Origin of the sequence: Lysinibacillus sp. NPDC059133, assembly GCF_042755925.1 — a bacterium.
Taxonomy (GTDB): Bacteria; Bacillota; Bacilli; order Bacillales_A; family Planococcaceae; genus Lysinibacillus.
Window position 1 is genome coordinate 31,434 of the sequence record NZ_JBHZDH010000032.1, and the last position, 24,896, is coordinate 56,329.

General features: G+C 38.2%; 25 protein-coding genes. 21 read left to right on the forward strand and 4 right to left on the reverse strand.

The annotated features are described in order from the left end of the window. Positions 1-32: 32 nt before the first annotated feature. On the reverse strand, positions 33-1,511 hold the full coding sequence (locus tag ACFXN8_RS16480) for a TcaA NTF2-like domain-containing protein (protein ID WP_386846588.1): 1,479 nt from the start codon (positions 1,509-1,511) through the stop codon (positions 33-35). A gap of 137 nt (positions 1,512-1,648) precedes the next feature. Between ACFXN8_RS16480 and ACFXN8_RS16485 the strand changes: the two genes are divergently transcribed. From ACFXN8_RS16485 to ACFXN8_RS16540, 12 genes are all read left to right on the forward strand, one after another. Then, positions 1,649-2,071, forward strand: coding sequence for a zinc ribbon domain-containing protein (locus ACFXN8_RS16485; RefSeq protein WP_376069667.1), 423 nt, complete (start codon positions 1,649-1,651; stop codon positions 2,069-2,071). Continuing rightward, positions 2,071-3,663: a hypothetical protein gene (locus ACFXN8_RS16490; RefSeq protein WP_376069669.1), complete on the forward strand. Its 1,593-nt coding sequence runs from the start codon at positions 2,071-2,073 to the stop codon at positions 3,661-3,663. The genes ACFXN8_RS16485 and ACFXN8_RS16490 overlap by 1 nt, the downstream gene beginning before the upstream one ends. Positions 3,664-3,776: 113 nt before the next feature. Beyond that, positions 3,777-4,679, forward strand: a complete 903-nt coding sequence (gene xerD / locus ACFXN8_RS16495; RefSeq protein ID WP_386846591.1) for a site-specific tyrosine recombinase XerD — start codon at positions 3,777-3,779, stop codon at positions 4,677-4,679. Between the two features lie 83 nt (positions 4,680-4,762). Continuing rightward, positions 4,763-5,944 (forward strand): phosphopentomutase, encoded by a 1,182-nt coding sequence (gene deoB / locus ACFXN8_RS16500; protein WP_386846593.1) that lies wholly within the window; start codon positions 4,763-4,765, stop codon positions 5,942-5,944. Positions 5,945-5,958: 14 nt separating this feature from the next. Continuing rightward, a complete protein-coding gene (locus ACFXN8_RS16505) occupies positions 5,959-7,209 on the forward strand; it encodes a thymidine phosphorylase (RefSeq protein WP_386846595.1) in 1,251 nt (416 codons plus the stop codon). A 292-nt stretch (positions 7,210-7,501) separates the two neighbouring features. Then, complete coding sequence (locus tag ACFXN8_RS16510; RefSeq protein WP_386846597.1) at positions 7,502-7,813, forward strand: hypothetical protein; 312 nt, start codon at positions 7,502-7,504, stop codon at positions 7,811-7,813. A gap of 149 nt (positions 7,814-7,962) precedes the next feature. Continuing rightward, on the forward strand, positions 7,963-8,316 hold the full coding sequence (gene spoIIAA / locus ACFXN8_RS16515) for an anti-sigma F factor antagonist (protein ID WP_376069693.1): 354 nt from the start codon (positions 7,963-7,965) through the stop codon (positions 8,314-8,316). Continuing rightward, positions 8,309-8,749, forward strand: coding sequence for an anti-sigma F factor (spoIIAB, locus tag ACFXN8_RS16520; protein WP_386846600.1), 441 nt, complete (start codon positions 8,309-8,311; stop codon positions 8,747-8,749). Before spoIIAA ends, spoIIAB begins: the two co-directional genes overlap by 8 nt. Before the next feature lie 58 nt (positions 8,750-8,807). Next, the gene (gene sigF, locus ACFXN8_RS16525; RefSeq protein ID WP_386846618.1) at positions 8,808-9,539 is read left to right on the forward strand and encodes an RNA polymerase sporulation sigma factor SigF; all 732 of its coding nucleotides are present in this window, start codon (positions 8,808-8,810) and stop codon (positions 9,537-9,539) included. 27 nt (positions 9,540-9,566) lie between these two features. Then, on the forward strand, positions 9,567-11,015 hold the full coding sequence (locus tag ACFXN8_RS16530; RefSeq protein WP_376069698.1) for a spore germination protein: 1,449 nt from the start codon (positions 9,567-9,569) through the stop codon (positions 11,013-11,015). Between the two features lie 257 nt (positions 11,016-11,272). After that, a complete protein-coding gene (gene lysA / locus ACFXN8_RS16535) occupies positions 11,273-12,592 on the forward strand; it encodes a diaminopimelate decarboxylase (RefSeq protein ID WP_376069701.1) in 1,320 nt (439 codons plus the stop codon). A gap of 199 nt (positions 12,593-12,791) precedes the next feature. Continuing rightward, on the forward strand, positions 12,792-13,166 hold the full coding sequence (locus ACFXN8_RS16540) for a GNAT family N-acetyltransferase (RefSeq protein ID WP_386846603.1): 375 nt from the start codon (positions 12,792-12,794) through the stop codon (positions 13,164-13,166). On the opposite strand, the gene ACFXN8_RS16545 is transcribed toward ACFXN8_RS16540, so the two are convergent. Further along, positions 13,160-13,666 carry a DUF309 domain-containing protein gene (locus ACFXN8_RS16545; RefSeq protein ID WP_376069707.1) on the reverse strand — a complete coding sequence of 169 codons (507 nt, stop codon included), beginning with the start codon at positions 13,664-13,666 and terminating at the stop codon, positions 13,160-13,162. The two genes, ACFXN8_RS16540 and ACFXN8_RS16545, sit on opposite strands and share 7 nt — an antisense overlap. 55 nt (positions 13,667-13,721) lie before the next feature. On the opposite strand from ACFXN8_RS16545, the gene ACFXN8_RS16550 reads away from it, so the two are divergent. The 3 genes from ACFXN8_RS16550 (at position 13,722) to ACFXN8_RS16560 (ending at position 16,594) form a co-directional block, all read left to right on the forward strand. Then, a complete protein-coding gene (locus ACFXN8_RS16550; RefSeq protein WP_376069710.1) occupies positions 13,722-14,501 on the forward strand; it encodes a segregation/condensation protein A in 780 nt (259 codons plus the stop codon). Further along, positions 14,473-15,066 carry an SMC-Scp complex subunit ScpB gene (scpB, locus tag ACFXN8_RS16555; protein ID WP_386846620.1) on the forward strand — a complete coding sequence of 198 codons (594 nt, stop codon included), beginning with the start codon at positions 14,473-14,475 and terminating at the stop codon, positions 15,064-15,066. Before ACFXN8_RS16550 ends, scpB begins: the two co-directional genes overlap by 29 nt. Before the next feature lie 457 nt (positions 15,067-15,523). Then, complete coding sequence (locus tag ACFXN8_RS16560) at positions 15,524-16,594, forward strand: D-alanyl-D-alanine carboxypeptidase family protein (RefSeq protein ID WP_386846606.1); 1,071 nt, start codon at positions 15,524-15,526, stop codon at positions 16,592-16,594. Positions 16,595-16,963: 369 nt separating this feature from the next. On the opposite strand, the gene ACFXN8_RS16565 is transcribed toward ACFXN8_RS16560, so the two are convergent. After that, on the reverse strand, positions 16,964-17,095 hold the full coding sequence (locus ACFXN8_RS16565) for a hypothetical protein (protein WP_386846608.1): 132 nt from the start codon (positions 17,093-17,095) through the stop codon (positions 16,964-16,966). Positions 17,096-17,561: 466 nt separating this feature from the next. Between ACFXN8_RS16565 and ACFXN8_RS16570 the strand changes: the two genes are divergently transcribed. The 6 genes from ACFXN8_RS16570 (at position 17,562) to ACFXN8_RS16595 (ending at position 24,699) form a co-directional block, all read left to right on the forward strand. After that, the gene (locus tag ACFXN8_RS16570; RefSeq protein WP_376069727.1) at positions 17,562-18,293 is read left to right on the forward strand and encodes a pseudouridine synthase; all 732 of its coding nucleotides are present in this window, start codon (positions 17,562-17,564) and stop codon (positions 18,291-18,293) included. A 343-nt stretch (positions 18,294-18,636) separates the two neighbouring features. Continuing rightward, a complete protein-coding gene (gene resA, locus ACFXN8_RS16575; RefSeq protein ID WP_376069730.1) occupies positions 18,637-19,170 on the forward strand; it encodes a thiol-disulfide oxidoreductase ResA in 534 nt (177 codons plus the stop codon). A 13-nt stretch (positions 19,171-19,183) separates the two neighbouring features. Further along, positions 19,184-20,860, forward strand: a complete 1,677-nt coding sequence (gene resB / locus ACFXN8_RS16580) for a cytochrome c biogenesis protein ResB (protein ID WP_376069732.1) — start codon at positions 19,184-19,186, stop codon at positions 20,858-20,860. Next, positions 20,857-22,044, forward strand: a complete 1,188-nt coding sequence (gene ccsB, locus ACFXN8_RS16585) for a c-type cytochrome biogenesis protein CcsB (protein WP_386846611.1) — start codon at positions 20,857-20,859, stop codon at positions 22,042-22,044. The genes resB and ccsB overlap by 4 nt, the downstream gene beginning before the upstream one ends. 170 nt (positions 22,045-22,214) lie before the next feature. Continuing rightward, positions 22,215-22,931, forward strand: coding sequence for a response regulator transcription factor (locus ACFXN8_RS16590; protein ID WP_049668637.1), 717 nt, complete (start codon positions 22,215-22,217; stop codon positions 22,929-22,931). Continuing rightward, positions 22,924-24,699: an ATP-binding protein gene (locus ACFXN8_RS16595; protein ID WP_376069738.1), complete on the forward strand. Its 1,776-nt coding sequence runs from the start codon at positions 22,924-22,926 to the stop codon at positions 24,697-24,699. The genes ACFXN8_RS16590 and ACFXN8_RS16595 overlap by 8 nt, the downstream gene beginning before the upstream one ends. Before the next feature lie 16 nt (positions 24,700-24,715). Here ACFXN8_RS16595 and ACFXN8_RS16600 read toward each other — a convergent pair. Then, a partial coding sequence (locus ACFXN8_RS16600; protein ID WP_386846614.1) for a hypothetical protein occupies positions 24,716-24,896 on the reverse strand: 181 nt, incomplete at its 5' end.

The window sequence follows — 24,896 nt, forward strand, 5'->3', positions numbered from 1 at the left end:
TTTGGGACATTTTTTTATTGGCCGGTGTTTAGTTAATCTGAAATTTTAGTTTTAATAACTTTTGAACGGTCTTGGATGTCTGTAATCAGTAATCTATCATTTGATACTTTCATTGTGTAACGTTTTTCGCGCTGGTATGACCAAGTACCATCTTCTGTTAGGTAAAAATCAAAAATTTCCGTCGAATCAAGAATGATTGTGGATGGATCCGTAGCATATATCTTGTCTATCATATTAGATTTGAAATCATAGGAATAGTATTCAAATGTGTTATGATCCGTTACGAATTTACTGTAATCTTTACGTACTTGTGTACCCTCTAAAAAATAATCCTGAACATAACTAAAATCAGCATTGTCTAAAGCGTACTTGTAGTTATTACGAAAATCATAGTAGAGAGAGCGAGCCGTGTCTTCATATTCGGATAAGAAATTTGCCATTGCTAATTGATTTGCTTTTTTTTCTGCCTCAGCTCTTTCTTTAGTTTGTATAGAGCCAAATTTAAGATGATGGTTTGTATTATTTAGTGTAATGATTTCGGATTTTTCTTCTTGACCATCTTGTCCTTTGTTAACAGCATATACTTTAACAGTATCATCTAGTTTTGCAGTGAAAAGTTTAACATCTTGTGCTTTTTTGTCAGTACTTTTTCCGTTGATAAATACAATTGCATCTTCAATATCAGATGTAAGATGTACCTGATAATCTGCAAGATCTAAAGAAAGCATCTGTCTGTTCTCTTCATTATTGGAAATCATTAGCTGATCTTTGATTTCATTTTGAAAATATTCATCTTTTAACGTTAAACTATAAGAGTAAATACCAGGAGCGAACTTACCAATTTTTTTTGTGTCATCAGATAGATCAGTAGAGACCAATTCTCCTATTTTAAATTTTGTGTCAAGTTTAACAGGACTACTAGTATGTACACTTAATTCAATTGGCTGAATATCAAATGTATATTTTTTGTAGAATAATAAGAAATTGTTTTCTTTTATAGTAATTAATTTTGAATCATCCTTATTTGTTATAGGGTCGGTATATCCTTTTTTTATTATTTCATTCAACTTTTCTTCTAGCTCAGGATTAATATTTTTTGTCCAATTTTGATCCTTCATATACTTGTAAAATGCTTTATCATCAATGATTGTTTCATCAGGAAAATTGAATGATTGGGCGAATTGTTCATAATTTTCTTCAGAAAAAGAATTGTTTAGATTAGCTAGCTGTTTTTTAGGGTCTAACTGGCTTTTAATGATAAAATGCCCACCAATAAGCAGTGCTAGTATAGCGACAATACTACTAATGATAACCTTTTTTGTTGTGCTCATAGGTCCTTTTTTGGGGGATGTTTTAGAGAAATAGGTTTGTTCGTGTTTTCCATCTTCTTTTTGGATATTTTCTACAACTTCTGTCTCCTCAGAATGAATAGATGGGAGTTTAGTACCGCATTCTAAACAAAATTTCTCATTCGATATTGCTTGTTTTCCACAACTCTGACATTCACGCATTATAAAACTCCTTTTTTGTAAATATAATATAAATATACCATGTAAAAAGGAAGAATAAAGAATAACTTATTGAAAAAATAATAAAAAATGGATACTATTAAATGGATAACAATAGAAATTGTGAAGGAAGTGCGTAAATGATTGATATGAAAGATATAAGTACAATGGAGTTAAAGGATTTAAAAAATGGGTTAAAATTGGTTAAAGATAAGCGTATGGAACTGATTATTAGATTAGGAGAATTGGTTCATTCGCAATTATTAAACAAAAAACTCAATCATGATGAATTATCAGAAATTTCTTTTGAAATTGCGTCGCAGGATCGCTTAATATATCGATATGGTAAGCAGATAACAAATATCAATGCGGCATCACAACAGTGTTCAAAATGTATGCAATCACTTGGTGAGAATGCAAAATTCTGCGGGAATTGCGGAACACTGAATCCTACTTATGTTGATCCAAATACTGTATATAAGTCATGTCAAAGCTGTTCGGAAGAAATACATGAATCAGCTCTATTTTGCCCATGCTGTGGTATGAAACAGGGGGCAGTATAATGACTTGTAGGCATTGTCATGAGCAACACCCTAATTATTTTACATATTGCCCCAAGACAGATGGAATTATTGAGCATGAGCCATTTAAATATACTTATGCAACGAATGATTTTTGCTTATCTTGTGGCACAAAAAACGAAGAATCAGGTTCGTTTTGTAGTCAATGTGGCTCGATAACCATTAAAAAAGTCGAGCAAAAAACGACATTTAATAAAGTGATAAGCGAAACGTTAAAAAATGTGAATGTACCAAACATGGGGAAAATGAAAGGTCAAGATTTAAAGGCTGTCTCAAAAGAAAAAGTGAATTTCTTTAAAAATAACCCATTATTCTTTGTTCCAATTGTTGTGTCCATTTTATTATTATTTTTGTTTACTCTCTTTGTGAAAAGTAGCATATTAGATGTAGTAACAGCTGATCTAGATCAAGAAGAAACAGCTATAGTTAAAGCAATTATGAGTGACCCTTCAGAGCTAGAGGGTAAGATATATGAGGAGTTTGGTATCAACCTAAGTATACCCAAAATACTCTCACTTCCAAGCTTAGTGACAGTGCTTCATAATGTTAAAGCAGAATGGAATGTTGGTATAGATGCAGGGTATACTCATAATTCTTTGAATATATCTATGGACAATGTGTTATTTGGGCTAATGTTCATTCCTTTAATTGCTTTAGCAATAGGCGGTGTTATTTACGGTATTCTGGCACGGAAAAATAATTGGCCTTTATATCAAGGAATTGTTTATTCTACAATTGTGTATGTTATTGTCATGTTAGTTATCTCTGTCATGTCAAATTTCAATGCAAGGATTGGTCAAGCAGGGTTATTTATGATGGAGGCTACAATGAATTATTCTGCTTTGGATATGATTCTGTCAGCGACTATTTTATCAATTGTCATATTTGGGTTTACTGCAATTTTAACTTATTTTAATAAATCTATTATTGAAAAATTGAGCTATCAAGTAAAATATGTGCAGTATGCTATGTTTTCTGTGGCAATTACATGTATTGGGTTACTTATTAATTTCTCAAACATTTATTTTAGTTTGGATAAAAAGGTTTTAGAATCAGAAGCGCCAGAGGAATTAGTTGGAACTCTTTCGATTTTTGGTAGTATTTATATGGGTACTTGGAATTGGATTTGTACGTTTTTTTCAAAGCTACATATGAATCTATCGTTGGAAGGTCTTACAGAGAGCGTATCTTACAGCCTTTTTGGGAACGATAAATCTGGCGTAGATAATTCTTACTTTTTTAATAGTTTATTTGAAGAAGGTAAATTTTCGGTATTGCCATCATTTATATTAGTACTAATCACGATCTTATTGATTGGTGCAGCTGGCTATATATTATATATTGTCCACCGTATGAAATGGAAAGAATGTTTGATTTTTGCAGGTATGTTTACGGCGCTACAGTTAATGATTATTTATTTTGTGAATATTCAACTCGATATTATAGCTTCCGATGGATTAGTCCAGTATTCGTTTTCATTTGAAATAATCTTGACATCTTTACTTATTTTGATCGTCTCTTCTGCAAGTTTTGTCGCTGGAGGTTTTTTGCGACAGTATCAATTAAAAAAATAAATGGACTACCTCTCTTACACGATGCGTGAAGGGAGGTTTTTTTTGTAGAGTAAGCATTTGGTTTATTGAACATGTTAATATGGAAGATAGTAGAATGTTAAGGGGGCGCTGTGATGAATGAATTTCAATATGCAATAGAGGATTATATCCATTTTATCCAAGTAGAACGACAATTATCTGATAATACATTAGCATCCTATCGCCGAGACTTAGATAATTACGTGAATTTTTTGCGGGAAGTGGAAGGAATGTCTGACTTTCGTAAAGTGGAACGGACGACCATTTTGCGTCATTTAGAGCAGTTGCGAATGCAAGGAAAGACAAGTCGTACTGTTGCCCGTCATATCTCCTCTATTCGTAGTTTTCACCAATTTTTACTTCGAGAAAAGCGAGCCGAAACAGATCCGACAGTTCATTTAGAAATGCCAATCATTGAGCAAAAGCTACCCAATGTCCTCTCGATTGAAGAAATTGAAGCTTTATTAGCAGCACCAAATCGCAGCAAACCTCAGGGCATTCGGGATGTGGCAATGCTAGAGCTATTATATGGGTCAGGGATGCGCATTAGTGAGCTGATTGCATTGGATTTAGCTGATATTCACCTAACGATGGGCTTTGTACGCGTTTTTGGTAAGGGAGGCAAGGAGCGTATCATTCCTCTTGGAAAAAGCGCCCTTTCTGCATTAAGTACTTATTTAGATGGCGCACGGAGTCAATTACAAGGGAAATATCCAAAAACAGAAGCTTTTTTTATCAATCAAAGAGGAAAACGTTTAACAAGGCAAGGTTGTTGGAAATTAATGAAGGAGCATGCTTTAAAAGCAGGCATAAAACATGAATTAACGCCACATACATTACGCCATTCTTTTGCAACACATTTAGTGGAGAACGGTGCTGATTTGCGAGCGGTACAAGAGATGTTAGGACATGCCGATATTTCCACAACGCAAATTTATACACATATTAGTAAATCCCGACTATCAGAGGTTTATAAGCAATTTCATCCACGCGCTTGAAAATTATTGGTTAGTCGGAGGTCTGACCTTTATTTTTCGCTGTTTTTTGGTAAAATAGAGACATAAGAGTAGGAGGCAAAATTATGAATAAACCATTTAAAAAAATCCATGTAGTAGTATTGGACTCAGTTGGAATTGGTGAAGCTCCAGACGCAGCGGATTTTGGAGATGTAGGTTCACATACTCTCGGACATATCGCTGAAAAAATGAATGGGCTTACAATGCCACATATGGAGTCTTTCGGCTTAGCAAATATTGAACCATTACAAGGTATACAGGCTACTGACAAACCAAAAGCATTCTACGGAAAAATGCAAGAAGCATCTGTTGGTAAAGATACGATGACAGGGCATTGGGAAATTATGGGGTTAAATATTGATAAACCGTTTAAGGTGTATCCAGAGGGATTCCCTGCTGAGCTTATTGCAGAGCTTGAAAAACGTACAGGCCGCAAAGTTCTTTGCAATAAACCTGCAAGCGGAACACAAGTAATCGATGACTTTGGCAAGGAGCATATGGAGACAGGAGCGATTATTGTCTATACATCTGCTGACCCTGTTTTGCAAATTGCTGCACATGAGGAAATTATTCCATTAGAGGAATTATATAAAATTTGTGAAATTGCTCGTGAGCTAACATTACAACCAGAATATTTAGTTGGTCGTGTTATTGCTCGTCCATTTATCGGTACACCAGGAAACTTCTCACGTACTTCTAATCGTCATGACTATGCGTTAAAGCCATTTGGTCGTACAACGATGAATGTCTTACAGGACGCAGGTTTAGATGTTATAGCGATCGGGAAAATTTCTGATATTTTCAACGGTGAAGGCGTTACTGATGCAGTACGTACGAAAAATAATACGGATGGTATGGATAAGTTTGCAGAGGTAGTACGTCGTGATTTCCATGGTATAAGCTTCTTAAACTTAGTGGACTTCGATGCGAATTTTGGGCATCGTCGTGATCCTCTAGGCTATGGTAACGCACTACAAGAATTTGATGCACGTTTACCAGAAATTACTGAGGCAATGACAGAAGATGATCTACTAATCATTACAGCGGACCACGGAAATGATCCAACATTCCCTGGGACAGACCATACACGTGAATATGTACCGTTAATTGTTTATTCACCACGCTTTAATGGTGGTAGTGAGCTAGCACTTCGTGATACTTTTGCAGATATTGCAGCAACAGTTGCAGAAAACTTCAATGTAGAAGCACCAATGTTTGGTAAAAGCTTCTTAAATGATCTGAAGTAAGGGGGATTATTGATATGAATATGGCACAGTTGTTTGAAAAGAAAAAGCAAGGCAAGGAGCTATCACAGGATGAAATTCAGTATTTTGTAGAGGGTTACACTACTGGTGCAATTCCTGATTACCAAGCAAGTTCCCTATTAATGGCGATCCGTTTATTGGGCATGACATATGATGAAACATTTTATTTAACAAAGGCAATGATAGAATCTGGAGATGTTATTGATTTATCATCTATTGAAGGGTTTAAAATTGATAAACACTCAACAGGCGGTGTAGGCGATAAAGTTACACTAATTGTTACGCCGATCATTGCTGCACTAGATATTCCTGTGGCGAAATTCAGTGGTAAAGGTCTAGGCATTACAGGTGGTACAATCGATAAATTAGAATCAATTCGTGGCTTAAAAACAGAACTTTCATCACAAGAATTTATCGACAATGTCAATAAACATAAAATTGCAGTTGCTGGTCAAACAGGTAATCTTGTACCTGCTGACAAAAAATTATATGCGTTGCGAGATGTGACAGGTACTGTCGATTCTACACCACTTATTGCCGCGTCTATCATGAGTAAAAAAATAGCAAGTGGTGCAGACGGCATTGTGCTAGATGTTAAATGTGGCTCAGGTGCATTTATGAAAACACAAGAAGAAGCTCAAGTTTTAGCTGAAACGATGACTGCAATCGGTGAAAAGCTAGGGCGTAAAGTAGTAGCGCATATTAGTGATATGGATAATCCACTTGGTAAAATGATTGGCAATAAGCTTGAGGTAGTAGAAGCAGTTGCTTTATTAAGTGGACGTATGGACGAAACGCACGAGGATCTGCTTGAAGAATGTATTATTATCTCTTCACTAATGTACCAAGTTGCAGCTGGAGTGAATGAGGCTGAAGCAACAGCAGCTGTTAAACGAGTATTAGAGGATGGTTCAGCCGCTGCAAAATTCGAGGAATTTATCGTAGCACAGGGCGGCGATTTAGCAGATATCGTACAAAAAGATACAGCAAACAAAGTAGCTGTCAAAGCACCTACTGAAGGTACTGTAGGGACGATTAATGCACTATTAATCGGAGAAGCTAGCGTTGGTCTTGGCGCAGGTCGATTAACGAAGGAATCAGCACTTGATTATGATGCTGGTATTCAATTGATTGCCAAAAAAGGCGACCAAGTACTTGCTGGCGAAACGATTGCTTATTTATATTCAAATGGTCAAATTGCTGAGGAAACAATCGAAAAAGTACAAAAGGCTTATACAATTGCATAAACAATATGAAGCGAGAATTCTCTTTAACAAAGGGGATTCTCGCTTTTTTTTGTTCTATGGAAAGGCGGAGAGTCCGAGCGATGGAAAGAAGGGCCAAGGTGACAGAAAGAAATCAGAGCGACGGAAAGAAAAGCTAGAGCGACGAAAGAAGCGCTAAAGCGACGGAAAGAAAGGCTGAAGCGACGGAAAGAAGTCAGAGCGACGGAAAGAAAGGCCGAAGCGACGGTAAGAAGAGTCAAAGCGACGGAAAGAAAGGCCGAAGCGACGGAAAGAAGTCAGAGCGACGGAAAGAATGGCCAAAGCGACGGAAAGAAAGGCCGAAGCGACGGAAAGAAAGGCCGAAGCGACGGAAAGAAGTCAGAGCGACGGTAAGAAGGGCCAAAGCGACGGAAAGAAAGGCCGAAGTGACGGAATGAAATCAGAGCGACGGAAAGAAGGGCTGAAGCGACGGAAAGAATGGCCGAGGCGACGGAAAGAAGTCAGAGCGACGGAAAGAAAGGCCAAAGCGACGGATAGCCCCGCCAAGGCGACGGAACAAACAGCCAAAGTTTTGCTGACCTGCAACATAATAATAATTCTTATGAAAAGTGTCAGCTATGTTTAAAAAATGTTGATTTATCCCATACTGCAATTAACCTAAAAAGCTATAAATATGTCGATTTGACACTATTTCGGAAGACTTTGCACTAGTTCTGTCAGCCGCAAGGAATCACCACATTGAATGTGGAATTGCACGAGGAGGAGGCGATGTTCATGCATTTTCAATTAGAGATGGTAACAAGAGAGACAGTAGTTGTACGTTTATTTGGGGAGCTCGATCATCATGCAGTGGAGCAAATTCGAGCTAAAATTTCTACAGCAATTTTTCAGGGCACTGTAACGACTATTATTTGGAATTTAGAGGGGCTGTCCTTTATGGATAGTTCAGGTGTAGGTTTAGTGCTTGGTCGGATGCGTGAATTAGAGGCAGTTGCTGGACGGACAATATTATTGAATCCATCGCCGACAATGCGAAAAGTATTTCAATTTTCAGGTTTAGGGCCATGGATGATGGATGCAACAGAAGAAGAAGCGATTGATCGAGTTAGGGGGATTGTAAATGGATAACGAAATGACATTAACTTTTTTAGCAATTAGTGAAAATGAAGCCTTAGCGCGTATAGCTGTGACAGGCTTTATTGCACAATTAGATCCAACCATTGATGAACTATCCGAATTTAAAACGGTTGTTTCAGAGGCTGTTTCTAATGCCATTATTCACGGTTATGAAGAGGACGGTATGGGCGTTGTTACAGTTCATGCGAAGCGTGAGGATGATATTGTAACTGTGTCTGTTATGGATAAAGGGTATGGTATTGAGGATGTAAGCCAGGCAATGGAACCGTTATTTACGACGAAAAGTGCGATGGAGCGTTCAGGTATGGGCTTTACCATTATGGATAGTTTTTCAGATCAGTTGACAGTAATGTCCAAGTGGCAAGAAGGTACAACTGTCACATTTACGAAGAAATTTTACTCGGTTCGCACACCGGTAATGTGAGGTTGCTATTGTGAAGCCGCTAGAACAGTCGTCCGATAAGCTATTGTCACAGGGAGAAATGCGAGATTTAATTGCACGTGCACAACAGGGCGATCATGAGGCTCGTAAACGAATGATTGAAGGGAATACGAGGCTTGTGTGGTCTATCGTCCAACGCTTTACAAGCAGGGGCGTGGAGCTCGAGGATTTATTTCAAATTGGCTGCATCGGGCTTATGAAGTCTGTGGATAAATTCGATCTAACGTATGATGTTAAATTTTCGACATATGCTGTACCAATGATCATCGGAGAAATTCAGCGCTTTTTAAGGGATGATGGAATGGTGAAGGTTAGCCGATCTATTCGTGAGCTTAATTTTAAAATTCGTCATGCAACTGATGAATTTATTAAAAAAAATGAGCATCCACCAACCATTCATGAATTAGCGGAGGTTCTTGGAGTTACAACTGAGGAAATTGTAACAGCTTCAGATGCATTGAGAGATCCAGCTTCCTTGCATGAACAATTGTATGAGAGTGAAGGGGATTCTATTACATTAATGGATCAGATGAAGGACGAAAAATCTGAGCAGCCATTTGACTATATTCCACTAAAAGAGGTGCTCACAAGACTTGAGCCTAGAGAGCAATCAATTATTTATTTGCGATATTTCTCAGATTGTACCCAAACTGAAATTGCCAACAGGCTTGGCATATCACAAGTTCAGGTATCACGATTAGAGAAAAAAATTCTTGCCCAATTGAAAACTTGGATGGCCACAAGTGCCACAGTTGAAGAGGAAGAAGTATAAAAAGACATCTAAGAAAATGGTGACAGCATGACAGAAAAAGATAAACTTTTTAACAGCGTAGAAGAAGCCGAAAATTTTCTTAAAGAACAATTTGGTGACGGCGAATCATTTGACATTAGTATTAAGCATGTATTTGTCAAAGATTTGCCGGTTCTTTGTGCATATATAAGTGGACTTGTGGATGGAATAGTCTTAACACAATTACTCTCTAATATGTTGCCTGATGAGGACATTGATATTGAGGATGAAAAGGAGTATTTTGAAGCCTATTTCAATTACCAAGGTCGTTCAGAGGAAACCAAACGTGAAGCCATTTTGTTGGCCATATTAAGTGGACAAGTAGTCTTTATAACTAAAAGTGGTTACGGCTATGTTGCAGAGATTCGAAGTTATCCAGGACGTACTCCTGCGGAGCCTGACAATGAAAAGGTTATTCGTGGATCTAGGGACGGCTTTGTAGAAGGTATTTCACAAAATGCTGCTTTGATTCGTCGACGAATTCGCAATAGTAATTTACGTTTCGAGCTACATAAAATATCCGAAATCGGTCAAACCGATGTCGCGCTAGCGTTTATAAAGGGTATTGCGAGTGATGAAACGCTAGATAAATTACGACAGCGCATGGAACAAATTCATCATGATGGCTTGACTATGACTGATAAATCGCTAGAGGAATGGCTGTTTAAACAGAAGTTTCATCCAGTTCCTTTTGTACGATATACGGAACGACCAGATATTACCGCAGCTCATTTACTTGAGGGGCATATAGCCATTATTGTCGATACGTCACCTTCCGTCATTATCGTGCCAGCAACGGCCTTTCATTTACTGCAGCATGCTGAGGAGTACAGGCAGGCACCAATAGTCGGAACCTTTGTCCGTTTTATGCGCTATTTTGGAGCAATTATGGGTTTATTATTATTGCCTTTGTGGTATTTATGTGCAACGCACGGGATACATTTACCGGATGAGTTATCCTTTTTAGGGGCAAAGGAAAAATCACATATCCCAATTTTACTACAAGTACTTATTGGAGATATTGGGATAGAGTTTTTGAGGATGGCCGCCATTCATACCCCATCACCATTATCCACTGCGATGGGGTTAGTTGCAGGTGTAATTATTGGTCAGATTGCCATTGATGTTGGGGTATTCTCGCCAGAAGTAGTGTTATATACAGCCATTTCAGCTATTCTGACATTTATTATCCCTACGTATGAGCTGGGTATCTCCATTAAACTCTTTAGACTAGTGTTGTTAATAATGACTGGAATATGGGGAGTTAATGGGTTATTTATCGGGATCTTTATATTATTTACGTATTTATGTTCATTACGTCCGATGCAAGCGCCCTATTTATGGCCACTTATTCCGTTCTTTCCAAATGCGATGCTTCGCGTACTTGTCCGTTTCCCAATGACAGCAGATGCATTGAGACCATATGTTGTCGATTCCCAACAACGAAAAAGATCATAGAAGCCGTTGCACTCGTTTTTTTCATGTGATAAAGTTCACATATAGTATTTTGTGATTTTTGCGAAAATTATCTTCATTCATCAAAAGGTTCACCACGTGTTGAAACACATGTGTTATTAAACCTTATGGACTATCCAACTAGTTGAATGAAGAAATATCCCTCTAAATAAGGATTGTAGGCTAAATTGCCCAAAATTCTTCTAAAATGAGGGGCAACTTATCACAAGACGGAACGATGTGAAAAGGGAGAGATGCACATGCATTTATATGGAACACAAGCAATTTCTGAAGATGGTCATTTAACGATTGGACAGGTAGATACATTAGAGCTTGCAAAAGAGTATGGTACACCTTTATTTGTGTATGATACAGCGCTTATTCGTAAGCGTGCACGAGGCTTTATTGATACGTTTAAAAAACTAGGTGTAAAAGCAGAAGTAGCTTATGCTTCAAAAGCATTTGCATGTGTAGCTGTGTACCAATTAGCGGCAGAAGAAAATCTATCTTTAGATGTTGTCTCTGGTGGAGAATTATTTACAGCTTTAAAAGCTGGATTCCCTGCAGAGCGCATTCATTTCCACGGTAATAATAAAAGCATTGCTGAACTAGAATTAGCCTTTGACTCGAAAATCGGTTGTATTGTCGTGGATAATTTCTATGAAATTCAACTTTTACAAGAAATCTCAGAGCGCCGTCAACAAAAAATGCGTATTTTACTACGTGTCACACCAGGTGTTGAGGCACATACGCATGATTTCATTACGACAGGTCAAGCGGATTCTAAATTTGGCTTCGACTTAAATAATGGTCAAGCAGATGAGGCTTTCCAACAAACTTTTAAGCATGAATACCTAGAGCTCCTAGGATTACACTGCCATATTGGCTCTCAAATTTTTGACACAGCGGGCTTTGGCTTAGCGGGAGAAAAACTAATTGATAAAATTTCGGATTGGAACAAGACTCACGATTTTACGTGTACTGTGTTAAACTTAGGAGGGGGCTTCGGAATTCGTTATACTGAGGAAGATGCACCGCTTGAGCCACAAGTATATGTAGAGGATATGATTACAGTTGTAAAGACTAAAGCGACTGTACTTGGTCTAACTATGCCGGAAATTTGGATTGAACCAGGGCGATCACTTGTTGGGGATGCAGGAACATCACTTTATACAATTGGTTCACAAAAAACAGTACCTAATGTTCGTAAATATATTGCTGTCGATGGTGGAATGAGTGATAATATCCGTCCTGCACTATATGATGCGAAGTACGAGGCGGTCATTGCGAGTAGAGCAGAAGAATCAAAAAGTGAAACATATACAGTGGCTGGTAAACTTTGTGAATCAGGTGATAAATTAATTATTGATGCTAAGCTTCAGGAAGCAGCTTCTGGTGATGTGCTAGCAATCTTCTGTACTGGTGCGTATGGATATTCTATGGCGAGTAACTACAATCGTGTGCCACGACCAGCAGTTGTATTTGTAGAAAATAGCGAGCATCAATTAGCAATTCGACGCGAAAGTTATGAAGATATTGTACAAAACGATCTCCCGCTAACGTTGAAAAAGGGTGAGTAAATATGAGAAAAAATAAATGGGTATTACTAGCGTCCATTTCAACTTTTATTTTGTTGTGGGGCGTTGTCTATTGGGTATTGGCGTCTAAAGGTATTCTCGGGCCTGGTTCGTAAGACAGAAATTGACTTGCGGTAAAAGTACAAATCGTGTAGGATAGTCAAAGATTATGTACAGCTAGAAAAAGAGGGAATAGACAAATATGTTAATTCGATATAAGAAAGCTTTCGAGAAAATAGCAATGGGGCTACTCTCGTTTATGCCTAACGAAAAAGACATAAAAAAGCTCAAAGAGACAATCCACTCCTATGAAAATGATAATAATTGGGTTTTATATTTATGGAAAAAGAACGATGAGTATGTTGGTATTGTTGGACTTGTAACAGACAGTAATAATATAGCTATGATTCAACATGTTTCCGTGGTCCCTTCTTATAGAGGTGAAGGTGTTGCGAAGGAAATGCTACAGGAAGTGGCAGATCTTGGCCAGTATGAAAGTGTGCGTGCAACGGAGGAAACGCGTAATATTGTTCAAAAATGTATAAATTGTATTGATGAAGAAGCAGACGATCATTGACGTCTGCTTTTTCTTTGTTTGCTTTCTTGACGTTCTGCAAGAATATGTGAGCGATCTCGAAGCATATGTTTATGAAGAAGATAATTAGAGCTACTTGATGGTAAAAGCTGTATGCGAGCAAATACTAATTCCTCCAATGTAGGTGAAAGAGGAAGCTGAAATGCTTGAAAGGACTTGCCCATCTGGATAGCAGAAAGTGTATCTGTTAGTTGTGTTAGTAGTATTTCGTAGTCGATTTCATCAAAAAAGATATGTCCCATATTATATCGAAAATTTTTGAGTGCTTTTTCTAAGATTCGTGCGGCGCCTATACAATTGTCACGTCGCCAATGATATAAACCTGTTGCGAGCTGTACGTATCCAACGAGAGGGTGCTTTTTATCACCTGGAGCAATATCTTTCCAGTAATCCTCAAGGACTTCATGGCATTCAAAAAAATCGTGATTACCATTGAAAAAAGTACAGTAGTCGATAAATAAAGTATGGTGCTGTGGATGCATTTTAGACTCCTTTCTACTATACTATAAGAACATAGAATCTCAGGGTGGTAAAACAATGTCTTATGAAGTGAAATTAGAAGCCTTTTCAGGGCCTCTTGATTTATTATTACATTTAATTAACAGATTGGAAATTGATATTTATGATATCCCAATGGCTGAAATTACTCAACAATATATCGACCATATACATGCTATGCAGGTACTGGAGTTAAATGAGGCTAGTGAATATTTAGTGATGGCAGCAACATTATTGGCTATTAAAAGTCGTATGCTTTTGCCAATTCATGAAGGTGAGCTTGATGATGCAGAATTAGAAGTCGACGGCCCAGACCCTCGTGAAGAACTGGTGCAACGTTTAATAGAGTATAAAAAATATAAAGAAGCAGCGAGTAGCCTGCAAGAGCTTGAAACAGATCGGGCACAGGTATTTACACGGCCACCAGCAGATTTATCTGGGTTAGCATCAGATGAGCAAATGGCGTTATTTGATTTGAACATCAACATCTATGACATGATTGGGGCCTTTCAAAAACTGATGCGTCGAAAAAAATTAAAAAAACCACTTAAGACAACTGTAGCGAGACAGGAACGCTCCGTAAAAGATCAAATGCGTTCGGTTGTCGATTCATTACGATTTACAGGTGGACGTGCATCATTTTTTGAGCTGTTTCCCTATGAAGATAAGCCAACGCTTATTTTGACATTTTTATCCATTCTTGAGCTGATTAAACGTCAGGTCGTCATCGTAGAGCAAAATGGTAACTTTGAAGAATTAACAGTTACCTTACAGAAGGAGGAATGGGATGATGACGAAAAAAATGATGCTACAGAGTAGAATAGAATCCTTACTATTTGTTGTTGGAGACGATGGCTTAACCATTAAACAATTGTCACAACTTTTAGGCGAACCGGAAGAGTTAGTCGTAGAGACGATGGAAGCATTGAAAACAACATATGAAGAAGATTTAACTAGAGGAATTACGGTAAAAGAAATAGCTGGAGTTTATCAGCTTATAACAAAGCCTGAATTAGCAGATACGATACAAAGATTAGTAGAAAATCCAACTGCTCAATCATTATCTCAAGCTTCACTTGAGGTATTGGCTATCGTGGCATACAAACAGCCAATTACACGTGTAACAATTGAAGACTTGCGTGGTGTGAAATGTGAAAGACCAATACAGACTCTCGCTTCTAGGGGGTTAATCAAGGAAGTTGGTCGCTCAGAAGGAACAGGACGTGCTATCTTATATGGTACAACAAAAGAGTTTTTAAACTACTTTGGTTTAAATAGTATAGAAGAAATGCCGTCTTTACCTGAAGATGAGTTAGTTGAAACAGAGCAAGAAACAGACTTATTTATGACTAAATTCCAAGAAACCTTTAGTGGAGTAAAGTAAATGAATAAGGCCTAATTAACTTCTTTCAGCGAATGTTTTCTGTAACGTAAGTGAAACGGCAGTTACAGAAGTCCCTCATCTCTATAGGTGGTGAGATGAATGCGATTTTAAGTCATTTTTTCAGCAGGTGTCCAAACATCCGCTGAAATAGAGGAACTCAGTCTAAGAGCGCCACGTCCTGTGGAAACGACTGAGTGACCAACTTCGTGTTGTTGCCGCTGACGCTTTGCTTTCGCGCAGACAAAAACACGTTGCTACCGCTGCGTTAGCACTACGCTTTCGCACAAAAAAACATCTGCTGCTGACGCTTCGCTTTCGCGCAAAAAACATTTGTTGGCCTAAAGCCTCAAGCGGATGTCACGGAATTATGCCGAGGCATAATCGATAGGTATAATGCTTTGCTTAAAACATAAATATAATCTATATTTTCCTATTACTTTTAATAAGGAGTGGCTCGTTGCTTCGATTAGTACGTTTAATATTGTTCATGATAGTCGTGGTAATGTTAATGCTTCCTCAAACCAGTTTAGCACGGGGAGGGAGCGGATATGCTGTTTTAGATGGTGACACGGGCCGTGTTTTATTCAAATCAAATAGTGATGCACGGTTACCAATAGCAAGCTTAACAAAAATTTGGACAGCACTCGTTGCTATTGAAAATAGCAATCTTCAAGATGAAGTGGTTATTTCACCGAGGGCTGCAACGTCTGAGGGCTCGTCTATTTACTTGCAGGCAGGGGAAAGAGTAACGGTAGAAACATTGTTATATGGTTTGATGCTTCGCTCAGGAAATGACGCAGCAACAGCTTTAGCAGAGCATGCCGGCGGATCGGTAGAAGGGTTTGTAAAGTTAATGAATGAGCGAGCTGTTGTTGCTGGACTCACAAATACAGTATTTATGAATCCTTCTGGCTTGCACCATGATGAGCACTTATCTTCAGCGAGAGATACGGCTGAAATGTTAAGGATTGCTCTTCAAAATAAAACTTTCAAGAAGATTGCCTCCACAGTTTTATATCGTGCCAATACTGAAAACGGGATGTTATGGGAAAATAAACACCGTTTATTACGAGAAGGGTCAGGGGTTGCCATCGAAATAGGTGATGTGACACAACAACCTGTTAATGCATTAAAATCAGCAAAAGGTTCAGCATTTGCCGGAAAAACAGGCTTTACGAAGGTAGCTGGTCGGACCCTTGCAACTGCCTTCCAAAAGGACGGGCAAACATGTATTGTCGTCACGTTGAATGAATCCGATGACTGGAATGTACATCGAGGTTTATCCAACAAGGTTTGGCAAGATTACAGTCTTGAAACAGTGGTGAAAAAAGGTAAATATAAAGTCAATAAAAACCTTTCCATTCGTTTAGAGGAACCAATTCTTTTGCAGTTAAATAAAGAAGAAAAAGAAAGTGTAAGGCAAGTATTACATGTTTCTAGAAAACGTATGGAAGGCGTACTATCCATCTTTCTCGGTGAAGAGCGTATTTATGCAGTGCCAGTAAAGGTTGAATCAGCGGATCGTTAAAAGCGATCCGCTGATTTTTTTTTAGCATTTGTAATTGCTTGTGCCATATTTTTATACATTAACGCTAAAAGCCCCGCTGGAACGTTGAAGAGGGGATTAAAAGCGACACCTAGAAAATCAATCTTTGTTTATTGATATATATTTTTTATGAATTCTTTTGTAGAAGAGTGAGAGTTATTTGTTAAACGTATGCCACGTATTTAAAGTTGATCTTCGTTCCGGCTGGGCGACTCCTTGGGGATCAGCAATAGAGGAACGAAGGCTAAAATCATCACATCCTGTGATAACGCCTTCGTGACCAACATCGGTGCTGTTGCTGTCGCTTCGCTTTCGCACAGACGAAAACCTTTTGCTGACGCTGCGTTAGCACTACGCTTTCGCGCAAAAAACATCTGTTGGCCCGAGACTCTGGAGCGAGCCGACAGAGGAACGAAGGCTAAAACCATCACGTCCTGTGATAACGCCTTCGTGACCTACATCGTGTAGGCCCAAGCGGCTCATCGGACGCCCCCAGGAAGCTCTGCTCTGCGCGAAAGCGAAGCGTCAGCGGCAAATGTTTTATCTGTGCGAAAGCGAAGCGGCAGCAACAAATGTTTTATCTGTGCGAAAGCGAAGCGGCAGCAACAAATGTTTTATCTGCGCGAAAGCGAAGCGTCAGGGGCAAATGTTTTATCTGTGCGAAAGCGTAGCGACAGCAACAACAAAGCGCCCAGCCGGAACGGAAATCAACCTCACGTTATGGTGAGGATCCATAAAATTTAAAGTGCAAATTATCCAGAATTCGGCTAATAAAAACAATTGCAAATAATTTAATTACTTACGCATAATTAGTTTTTCTTTAATAATGTATAAAAGTATGACATAATTTTCACAGATTAGCGGGAAAAATAACCTTATTCATAATATGCGAATGAGGTTTATATTTTGGTGTCTAAAACCAAGGTGAATGAAAATTAGAGGTGAAAGAATGGAAAGATTACAGAAGGTTATTGCGTATGCTGGTGTGGCGTCTAGGCGTAAGGCAGAACAATTAATTGTAGAAGGTAAAGTAAAAGTGAACGGAGTCGTAGTGCGTGAGTTAGGTACAAAGGTTTCCAACTCAGATACGATAGAAGTAGAAGGCGTGAAGCTTGAGAAAGAGGATAAGGTTTATTACTTGCTATATAAACCACGTGGAACGATATCAGCTGTAACAGACGACAAAGGACGTAAAACTGTCACAGATTTGTTTAAGCATATCCCACAACGAATTTTCCCAGTTGGCCGTCTCGATTATGATACATCTGGCTTATTGTTATTGACAAATGATGGTGAATTTTCTTATATGCTGACACATCCGAAGTTTAAAATCGACAAAACATATATTGCTCGTGTTAAAGGTGTTCCGACGATTGAGGGCTTAAAAAAACTTCAACGAGGAATCAAGCTAGAAGACGGTAAAACAGCTCCAGCAATGGTTAGTATGACTTCTTTTGATGAGAATGCAGGTAAAGCAATCTGTGAAATTACGATCCACGAAGGGCGAAATCGTCAAGTACGTCGCATGTTCGAGGCGATCGGTACTCCTGTTGTTAAACTAAAACGTGAACGCTTTGCATTTTTAGATTTATTCGGACTAACGCCGGGGGAATATCGTGAATTAACAAAGCATGAAGTGAAGCAATTGCGAGTGTTAGCGGAGACAGGAAAAATCGGATAAATGAGCAATTACTAAGAGAAAGTGAAATACTTCTATGTGTAATAGTAATGTATTCACTTTCTTATTAGTGAAATCGTTCATAAATCATTCATAATTATTAGCTAAGCGTTTGTGTTTCCTTTTGATATAATAGGTGAGAATAGTACACCTAATTAGTTTTTCATCCAGATGAAATCGGTTCCACAAATTAATCAGGTGGTGTTTGACGCACAAGTGATTGACAAATATTAAATTTGACAAACATAAATGGTGTAAATAAGACGGTAAAATCTATACATATGAATGTTTGTATGAAAAGCTTAGCGTCTTGCTCTAAGCCGTAATTGATAGGGGGTTTATTAACTTGGAGAAAAAGAAAAAACGTCTCGTCATTCGTACCATTATTTTGGCAGTTTTAGTCTTAGCAATTGGTTACACGGTATACGGAACAGCGACAAAGGATAAAGTAGAGTTATTAGCAGTAGGCTCTAAAGCACCAGACTTCACGTTAGTAGATTTAAACGGTGAGAAACATAAGCTGTCTGATTATAAGGGGCAGGGCGTATTTTTGAACTTCTGGGGAACTTGGTGTAAGCCTTGTGAAAAGGAAATGCCTGCAATGGATCGTCAGTATAAAGTTTTTAAAGATCAAGGTGTACAAACATTGGCGGTCAATATTGCACAAACAGATTTTGAAGTACAGAATTTTGTCGATAGATATGAGTTAACGTTCCCGGTAGTTATTGACAAAACGAAAAGCGTTCAGACTACCTACAATGTAGGTAATTTACCTGCAACTCTCCTTATTGATCCAGATGGCAAAGTAGCCAAAATTATTACTGGTGAAATGACGGAGAAAAAAATTGCTTCGTACATGGAATTAGTGAAGCCGAAATAAGGAGTAAATGACTATGGAAAACATCATTTGTGCTTGTGGTCATAGTAACCCATATGGCACGAAGCTTTGTGAGAAATGTGGTCGTCCTTTAACTGAGGAAGGTAAACAAACAAAAGTTGTTGATATGCGCTACGATGGAACGGCGATTCGTTCAAAAACGTATAATAAGACAGTCATCGATAAAATTTGGAATTTCTTCTCGAATGTAAAAGTGGGGATTGCCCTAATTATTATTACGTTGGTCGCAGCGTCAATCGGAACAATATTACCGCAAGCGATATATGTTAATGCCCCGGAACCTAGTAAAGCGGAGTATTATGAGAAAGTGTATGGTGTTTTGGGCAAACTCTATAATAATTTAGGACTTTCTAATTTGTATAGCACTTGGTGGTTCCAAATTTTAGTGGGAATGCTTGCGATATCCATTATTGTTGCGAGTTTAGACCGTGGTATACCATTGCATAAGTCTCTAAAAAATCAACGCGTTAAACGTCATGAAAGTTTCATGAAGCGTCAACGTATCGTTGCAGAAGGACAAGTGCCAAACCCTGATGAATCGCTTGATAAAGTTGAGCAAAAAATGACGGAATTAAAATATCATGTTCGTCGTGATGGAAGTGCACTGCTAGCAGAGCGTGGTCGTTTTGCTCGGTATGGCCCATACATAAATCATGTCGGTCTCATTATCTTTTTAACAGGTGTTATGTTGCGCTTAGTACCTGGTTTTTATGTGGATGAGACGATTTGGATACGCGAAGGTGAGACACGAGCTATACCAGGGATGGATGGCTATTTTATTAAAAATAATAAATTTATTTTAGAAACCCATGGCGATAAACCTCAGGACGAGCAATCAAACCAAGGTGTAAATGCTATGGCGAAAAACTATCAAACAGACATCACGTTATACAAACAACCTGAGGGAGCTCTTCCTGGAGATTCAGACAATCTTGAAAAATTGAGAGATTACTCTATTCGTGTTAATCATCCGTTAAAAGAAAACGGTTTTGCGCTGTATCAAATGAATTATCGTCTTAACGAATTGAGACAGATGAATTTTAATTTAGTGAATAAAGCAACTGAAGAAGAATCACAAGGTCAAATTGAAATTGATTTAACGAATCCTAAAAAAGAATATGATTTAGGAAATGGTTCCTCAGTACAAATTCTTGTTTATACACCAGATTTTGATGGTTTTGAAAATGGTGAACCACAGACAAAATCATCAATACCAAATAATCCGGCATTTTTATTTAAAATGACAACACCAGAAACTCCTGAAGGTGAAGTAAGCTTTGTAGAAATCAGAAAGCCACCACTTGAACCACTTGGTGAAAACAAATATAGAATGAAATTCGCAGGAGCAGAGATGCGTAATTCATCAAACTTTACAATTCGTAAGGATAGTACGATACCAATTTTATTTGTTGGCGGTATTATTTTCATGATTGGTGTAGTAATTGGCTCATATTGGAACCACCGACGTTTATGGTTACAGGTGGAGCCGGATGGCCGAGTGTTGATGGCTGCCCATGTGAATAAAAATATGTTTAGTATGAAAAAGGATTTAGATACAGTCACTACGTTTGCTGGTCTTCCGCCATATATAGATCAGTTAGATAAGCCTGAAGATGATAAGAAATCCGAAAAGCGAGGCACTAAAGAAAAGGAAGGTGACAACACCTTATGAGTTTGATTGACATAAGTGGAAACCTATTATTTGTAGCATTCATTGCCTACTTAGTTGCAACGTTATTGTTTGGTGGTTCGATAAAGCAATCGAATGCAACAGGCAAAAATACTGAAAAATGGGGTAAGGTAGCAATTGTTGTAACAATTATAGGTCTACTTTCTCAGCTTGGTTATTTTGTCACTCGTTGGATTTATGCTGGGCATGCACCTGTTAGTAATATGTTTGAATTTACGACTGCGTTCGGAATGTTCATTGTTGGGGCGTTCATTTTAATTTATTTTATTTATCGTGTGACAGCTCTAGGCTTAGTGGCATTGCCTGTGGCGTTATTAATAATTGCCTATGCGGCGATGTTCCCAACTGAGGTTACTCCTTTAATGCCGTCTTTACAAAGTTACTGGCTAACAATTCATGTTATTACAGCTGCTTTAGGTCAATCCATTTTAGCAATTAGTGCAGTAGCAGGGCTAATTTATTTATTAAAAGTGGTTGATTTAACGAAGCCTTCTAAACAACGTTTCTGGTTAGAAGCAGTAATGTTCTTCCTTGTAGTAGTCGTTGGTTTCGTAGTTGCATCATCAGTTTTTAATATGATGGATTACGATTCAACATATACTTATGTTGATAAAGAGGGTAAGGAACGTCAAATTGACTACAACATGCCACCACTATTTGGTATGAATGAATATAAGGCAGTGGAAGAACATGGCATGTCTCCGTTAGTAGAAATGCCAGCACTCATTAATGCAAAGAAATTAACATCAGTTGTGTGGTCATTATTAGTAGGATCTGTTTTATACTTATTAATTCGATTAATTGCACGCCGTCGAATTAGTGCGATTTTCCAACCTTTTGTCAAACGAGTAAATTTACAATTAGTTGATGAAATTGGTTATCGCTCAGTAATAATCGGCTTCCCAGTATTTACGTTAGGTGCTTTAATCTTTGCAATGATTTGGGCACAACTTTCGTGGAGTCGTTTCTGGGGATGGGATCCGAAGGAAGTGTGGGCACTTATTACATGGTTATTCTATGCAGCATTCCTACACTTACGTTTATCAAAAGGCTGGGAAGGTGAAAAATCTGCTTGGTTAGCATTAATTGGTTTTGGAATAATATTATTTAACTTAATTGCTGTTAACTTGATTCTTGCAGGTTTACATTCATATGCTTCAGCTTAAACTGATTTGTTAAAAAAACTGATTAATTTGAGCACATAGATTTTTAACGTCGCTAGTATTAGAGAGAAGAGCCTTCTTGCTGTGGCAAGAAGGCTTTCTTTTCTTTTCAATAAGGGCTATACCATGTACAATAGAAGGTAGAGAAAGATTAGAAGAGAGGGATCGTGAAAGTGTCAGAAAATATTTCAGTATTAGTAGTAGATGACGAGGACCGTATTCGACGCTTATTAAAAATGTATTTAGAGCGAGAAGGATACCTTGTTGACGAAGCAGAAAATGGTGAACAAGCGATCGAAAAATCTTTAGAAAAAGAGTATCACTGTATTTTACTTGATATTATGATGCCTGAAAAAGACGGGCTTGAAGTTTGTGCGGAAATCCGTGAACGAGCAGCAACACCAATTATTTTATTAACTGCAAAAGGCGAGGAAGCGAATCGTGTACAAGGCTTTGAGCTTGGAGCAGATGATTATATTGTAAAACCGTTTAGTCCTCGTGAAGTTGTGTTACGTGTGAAGGCTATATTACGCCGTTCACAAGCATTCTCACCTTCGACAAATGCTTCTTCTTCAAAAGATTTAGTTGTGTTTCAACACTTAATGATCGATCATGATGCACACCGTGTAACAGCAGAAGGAATTGAAGTGAATTTAACACCTAAAGAGTATGAATTGCTGTATTTCTTAGCAAAATCACCAGACAAAGTATTTGACCGTGAACAATTACTAAAAGAAGTTTGGCATTATGATTTCTTTGGCGACTTACGTACAGTTGACACACATGTAAAACGTTTACGCGAAAAGCTCAACCGTGTCTCTGAAAACGCTGCAAAGATGATTGTTACTGTATGGGGCGTTGGCTACAAATTTGAGGTTGTCAATGAATAGAATATGGAATAGTGTTGTCGGGAAGCTATGGGTAACCATATTGCTTCTCGTTTCATTTGTATTGTTTGTTTTCACGGTTTTAATGCTTGAGTTTCTTCAAAATTACCATATGCAACAAGCAGAGAGCTCCTTGCGTCAAACTGCTGCAACGGTTGCAAGCATAGTAGATGATAATGAAACAGCAGAGTCGACTTCTGAATTATTAAAAGATATTTTACCTGAAAGTACGAATGCACTTATTGCTATTAACCATGATAGAGTCTCTTTTGCAATGCAGGAAGGTGTCAATAAAATAGAAATTCAGGATATGATTTTAGCCAATAAAGCGTTCCAAGAAGTTTTTCAATCTGATAAACCGATTATTAAGGAAATGATGATGCCTTCTTCTACGGATGAAAAGAAAATGGAATCGTATGTTGTGCTAGGTTTCCCGCTAAATGTGGAAAATACAGTACACGGGGCCGTCTTTATTTATCAAAGTCCAGATGCATTGCAAAAAACATCGAAAGAGACGACGAAAATTGTCTTTTTATCTGCTTTCATTGCCTTTGTGTTGACGACATTTTTTGCGTTTTTCCTTTCGTCACGTATTACATCACCATTACGTAAAATGCGTGAGTTGGCGTTTGAAATTTCTAAAGGGAATTTTGAAGCGAAGATGCCGACTACACAAAATGATGAAATAGGCCAGCTTGCAGTTGCCTTTAATCAAATGGGACGTCAATTGAAACACAATCTAGAAGTGATCAATCAAGAAAATGAACAGCTTTCAAATATTTTAACATCGATGACAGATGCAGTTATTACGTTTAATCGTGATCGTACAATATTATTAAGTAATCCACCAGCTGACCGTTTAATGCAAAAATGGTTCGTCAATAAAGGCTCACAAAGTGCGAAGCCAATTCCGCCAGAGCTTTATCATATGCTTGATCATGTACTGATGTTTGAGGATAAGCTTGAAGAAGAAATTGAGATGGATGGAAATTACTATACGTTTACGATTAGCCCTCTTTATAGTGAGGAATCGATACGTGGAGCGGTTGCAGTTATTCGTGATATGACGGAGCAGCATCGCTTAGAAAAACTGCGTTCAGACTTTATTGCCAATGTGTCTCATGAGCTTCGAACGCCAATTTCGATGCTCCAAGGTTATTCAGAGGCATTAATGGATGATGATTTTATTCAGGATCAAGAAGAACGTAATGAGATTACAAAAATTATTTATGATGAATCGAAGCGTATGGGACGCCTCGTAACAGATTTGTTAGACCTTGCTCGTATGGAATCGGGGCATATGACGCTGTACAAGGATGAGCTTCCGATTAATTCAACATTTGAACGTATTACGCAAAAATTTGCACAGGTTGCAAAAGAGAAGCATGTTGGTCTGATATTTGACAGTGAGTTTAATGACGAAGCTACGATTAGTATAGATGAGGATCGGATTGAACAAGTACTAACGAATTTAGTTGATAATGCTCTTCGCCATACTGCAGAAGGATCAGTAACAGTGAAGGTTGAGCAAGAGCCGACCTTTGCCAAAATATCTGTCCAGGATACAGGACATGGTATTCCACAAGAGGACCTGCCGTATGTCTTCGAACGTTTTTATAAAGCAGATAAAGCACGTACGCGTTCTAAAGGCGGAACTGGCCTAGGTTTAGCTATTGCTAGAAATATTATTAAGGCACATTCAGGCAATATTATGGTGGATAGTGTGCTGAAAGAGGGGACTACCTTCACGTTTTATTTACCATTCGATTAAAAGCATCGCTATTCAATTATGCCTCGGCATAATTGTTGCTGTCGCTGCGCTTTCGCACAGAAAACATTTGTTGCTGTCGCTGCGCTTTCGCACAGAAAACATTTGTTGCTGTCGCTGCGCTTTCGCACAGAAAACATTTGTTGCTGTCGCTGCGCTTTCGCACAGAAAACATTTGTTGCTGTCGCTGCGCTTTCGCA

What these genes read in the sequence shown, in the direction of transcription:
- ACFXN8_RS16480 (WP_386846588.1), bottom strand. Translation starts at nt 1,511, where the DNA reads ATGCGTGAATGTCAGAGTTGTGGAAAACAAGCAATATCGAATGAGAAA.
- ACFXN8_RS16485 (WP_376069667.1), top strand. Translation starts at nt 1,649, where the DNA reads ATGATTGATATGAAAGATATAAGTACAATGGAGTTAAAGGATTTAAAA.
- ACFXN8_RS16490 (WP_376069669.1), top strand. Translation starts at nt 2,071, where the DNA reads ATGACTTGTAGGCATTGTCATGAGCAACACCCTAATTATTTTACATAT.
- xerD (WP_386846591.1), top strand. Translation starts at nt 3,777, where the DNA reads ATGAATGAATTTCAATATGCAATAGAGGATTATATCCATTTTATCCAA.
- deoB (WP_386846593.1), top strand. Translation starts at nt 4,763, where the DNA reads ATGAATAAACCATTTAAAAAAATCCATGTAGTAGTATTGGACTCAGTT.
- ACFXN8_RS16505 (WP_386846595.1), top strand. Translation starts at nt 5,959, where the DNA reads ATGAATATGGCACAGTTGTTTGAAAAGAAAAAGCAAGGCAAGGAGCTA.
- ACFXN8_RS16510 (WP_386846597.1), top strand. Translation starts at nt 7,502, where the DNA reads ATGGCCAAAGCGACGGAAAGAAAGGCCGAAGCGACGGAAAGAAAGGCC.
- spoIIAA (WP_376069693.1), top strand. Translation starts at nt 7,963, where the DNA reads ATGCATTTTCAATTAGAGATGGTAACAAGAGAGACAGTAGTTGTACGT.
- spoIIAB (WP_386846600.1), top strand. Translation starts at nt 8,309, where the DNA reads ATGGATAACGAAATGACATTAACTTTTTTAGCAATTAGTGAAAATGAA.
- sigF (WP_386846618.1), top strand. Translation starts at nt 8,808, where the DNA reads ATGCGAGATTTAATTGCACGTGCACAACAGGGCGATCATGAGGCTCGT.
- ACFXN8_RS16530 (WP_376069698.1), top strand. Translation starts at nt 9,567, where the DNA reads ATGACAGAAAAAGATAAACTTTTTAACAGCGTAGAAGAAGCCGAAAAT.
- lysA (WP_376069701.1), top strand. Translation starts at nt 11,273, where the DNA reads ATGCATTTATATGGAACACAAGCAATTTCTGAAGATGGTCATTTAACG.
- ACFXN8_RS16540 (WP_386846603.1), top strand. Translation starts at nt 12,792, where the DNA reads ATGTTAATTCGATATAAGAAAGCTTTCGAGAAAATAGCAATGGGGCTA.
- ACFXN8_RS16545 (WP_376069707.1), bottom strand. Translation starts at nt 13,666, where the DNA reads ATGCATCCACAGCACCATACTTTATTTATCGACTACTGTACTTTTTTC.
- ACFXN8_RS16550 (WP_376069710.1), top strand. Translation starts at nt 13,722, where the DNA reads ATGTCTTATGAAGTGAAATTAGAAGCCTTTTCAGGGCCTCTTGATTTA.
- scpB (WP_386846620.1), top strand. Translation starts at nt 14,473, where the DNA reads ATGACGAAAAAAATGATGCTACAGAGTAGAATAGAATCCTTACTATTT.
- ACFXN8_RS16565 (WP_386846608.1), bottom strand. Translation starts at nt 17,095, where the DNA reads ATGAGCCGCTTGGGCCTACACGATGTAGGTCACGAAGGCGTTATCACA.
- ACFXN8_RS16570 (WP_376069727.1), top strand. Translation starts at nt 17,562, where the DNA reads ATGGAAAGATTACAGAAGGTTATTGCGTATGCTGGTGTGGCGTCTAGG.
- resB (WP_376069732.1), top strand. Translation starts at nt 19,184, where the DNA reads ATGGAAAACATCATTTGTGCTTGTGGTCATAGTAACCCATATGGCACG.
- ccsB (WP_386846611.1), top strand. Translation starts at nt 20,857, where the DNA reads ATGAGTTTGATTGACATAAGTGGAAACCTATTATTTGTAGCATTCATT.
- ACFXN8_RS16595 (WP_376069738.1), top strand. Translation starts at nt 22,924, where the DNA reads ATGAATAGAATATGGAATAGTGTTGTCGGGAAGCTATGGGTAACCATA.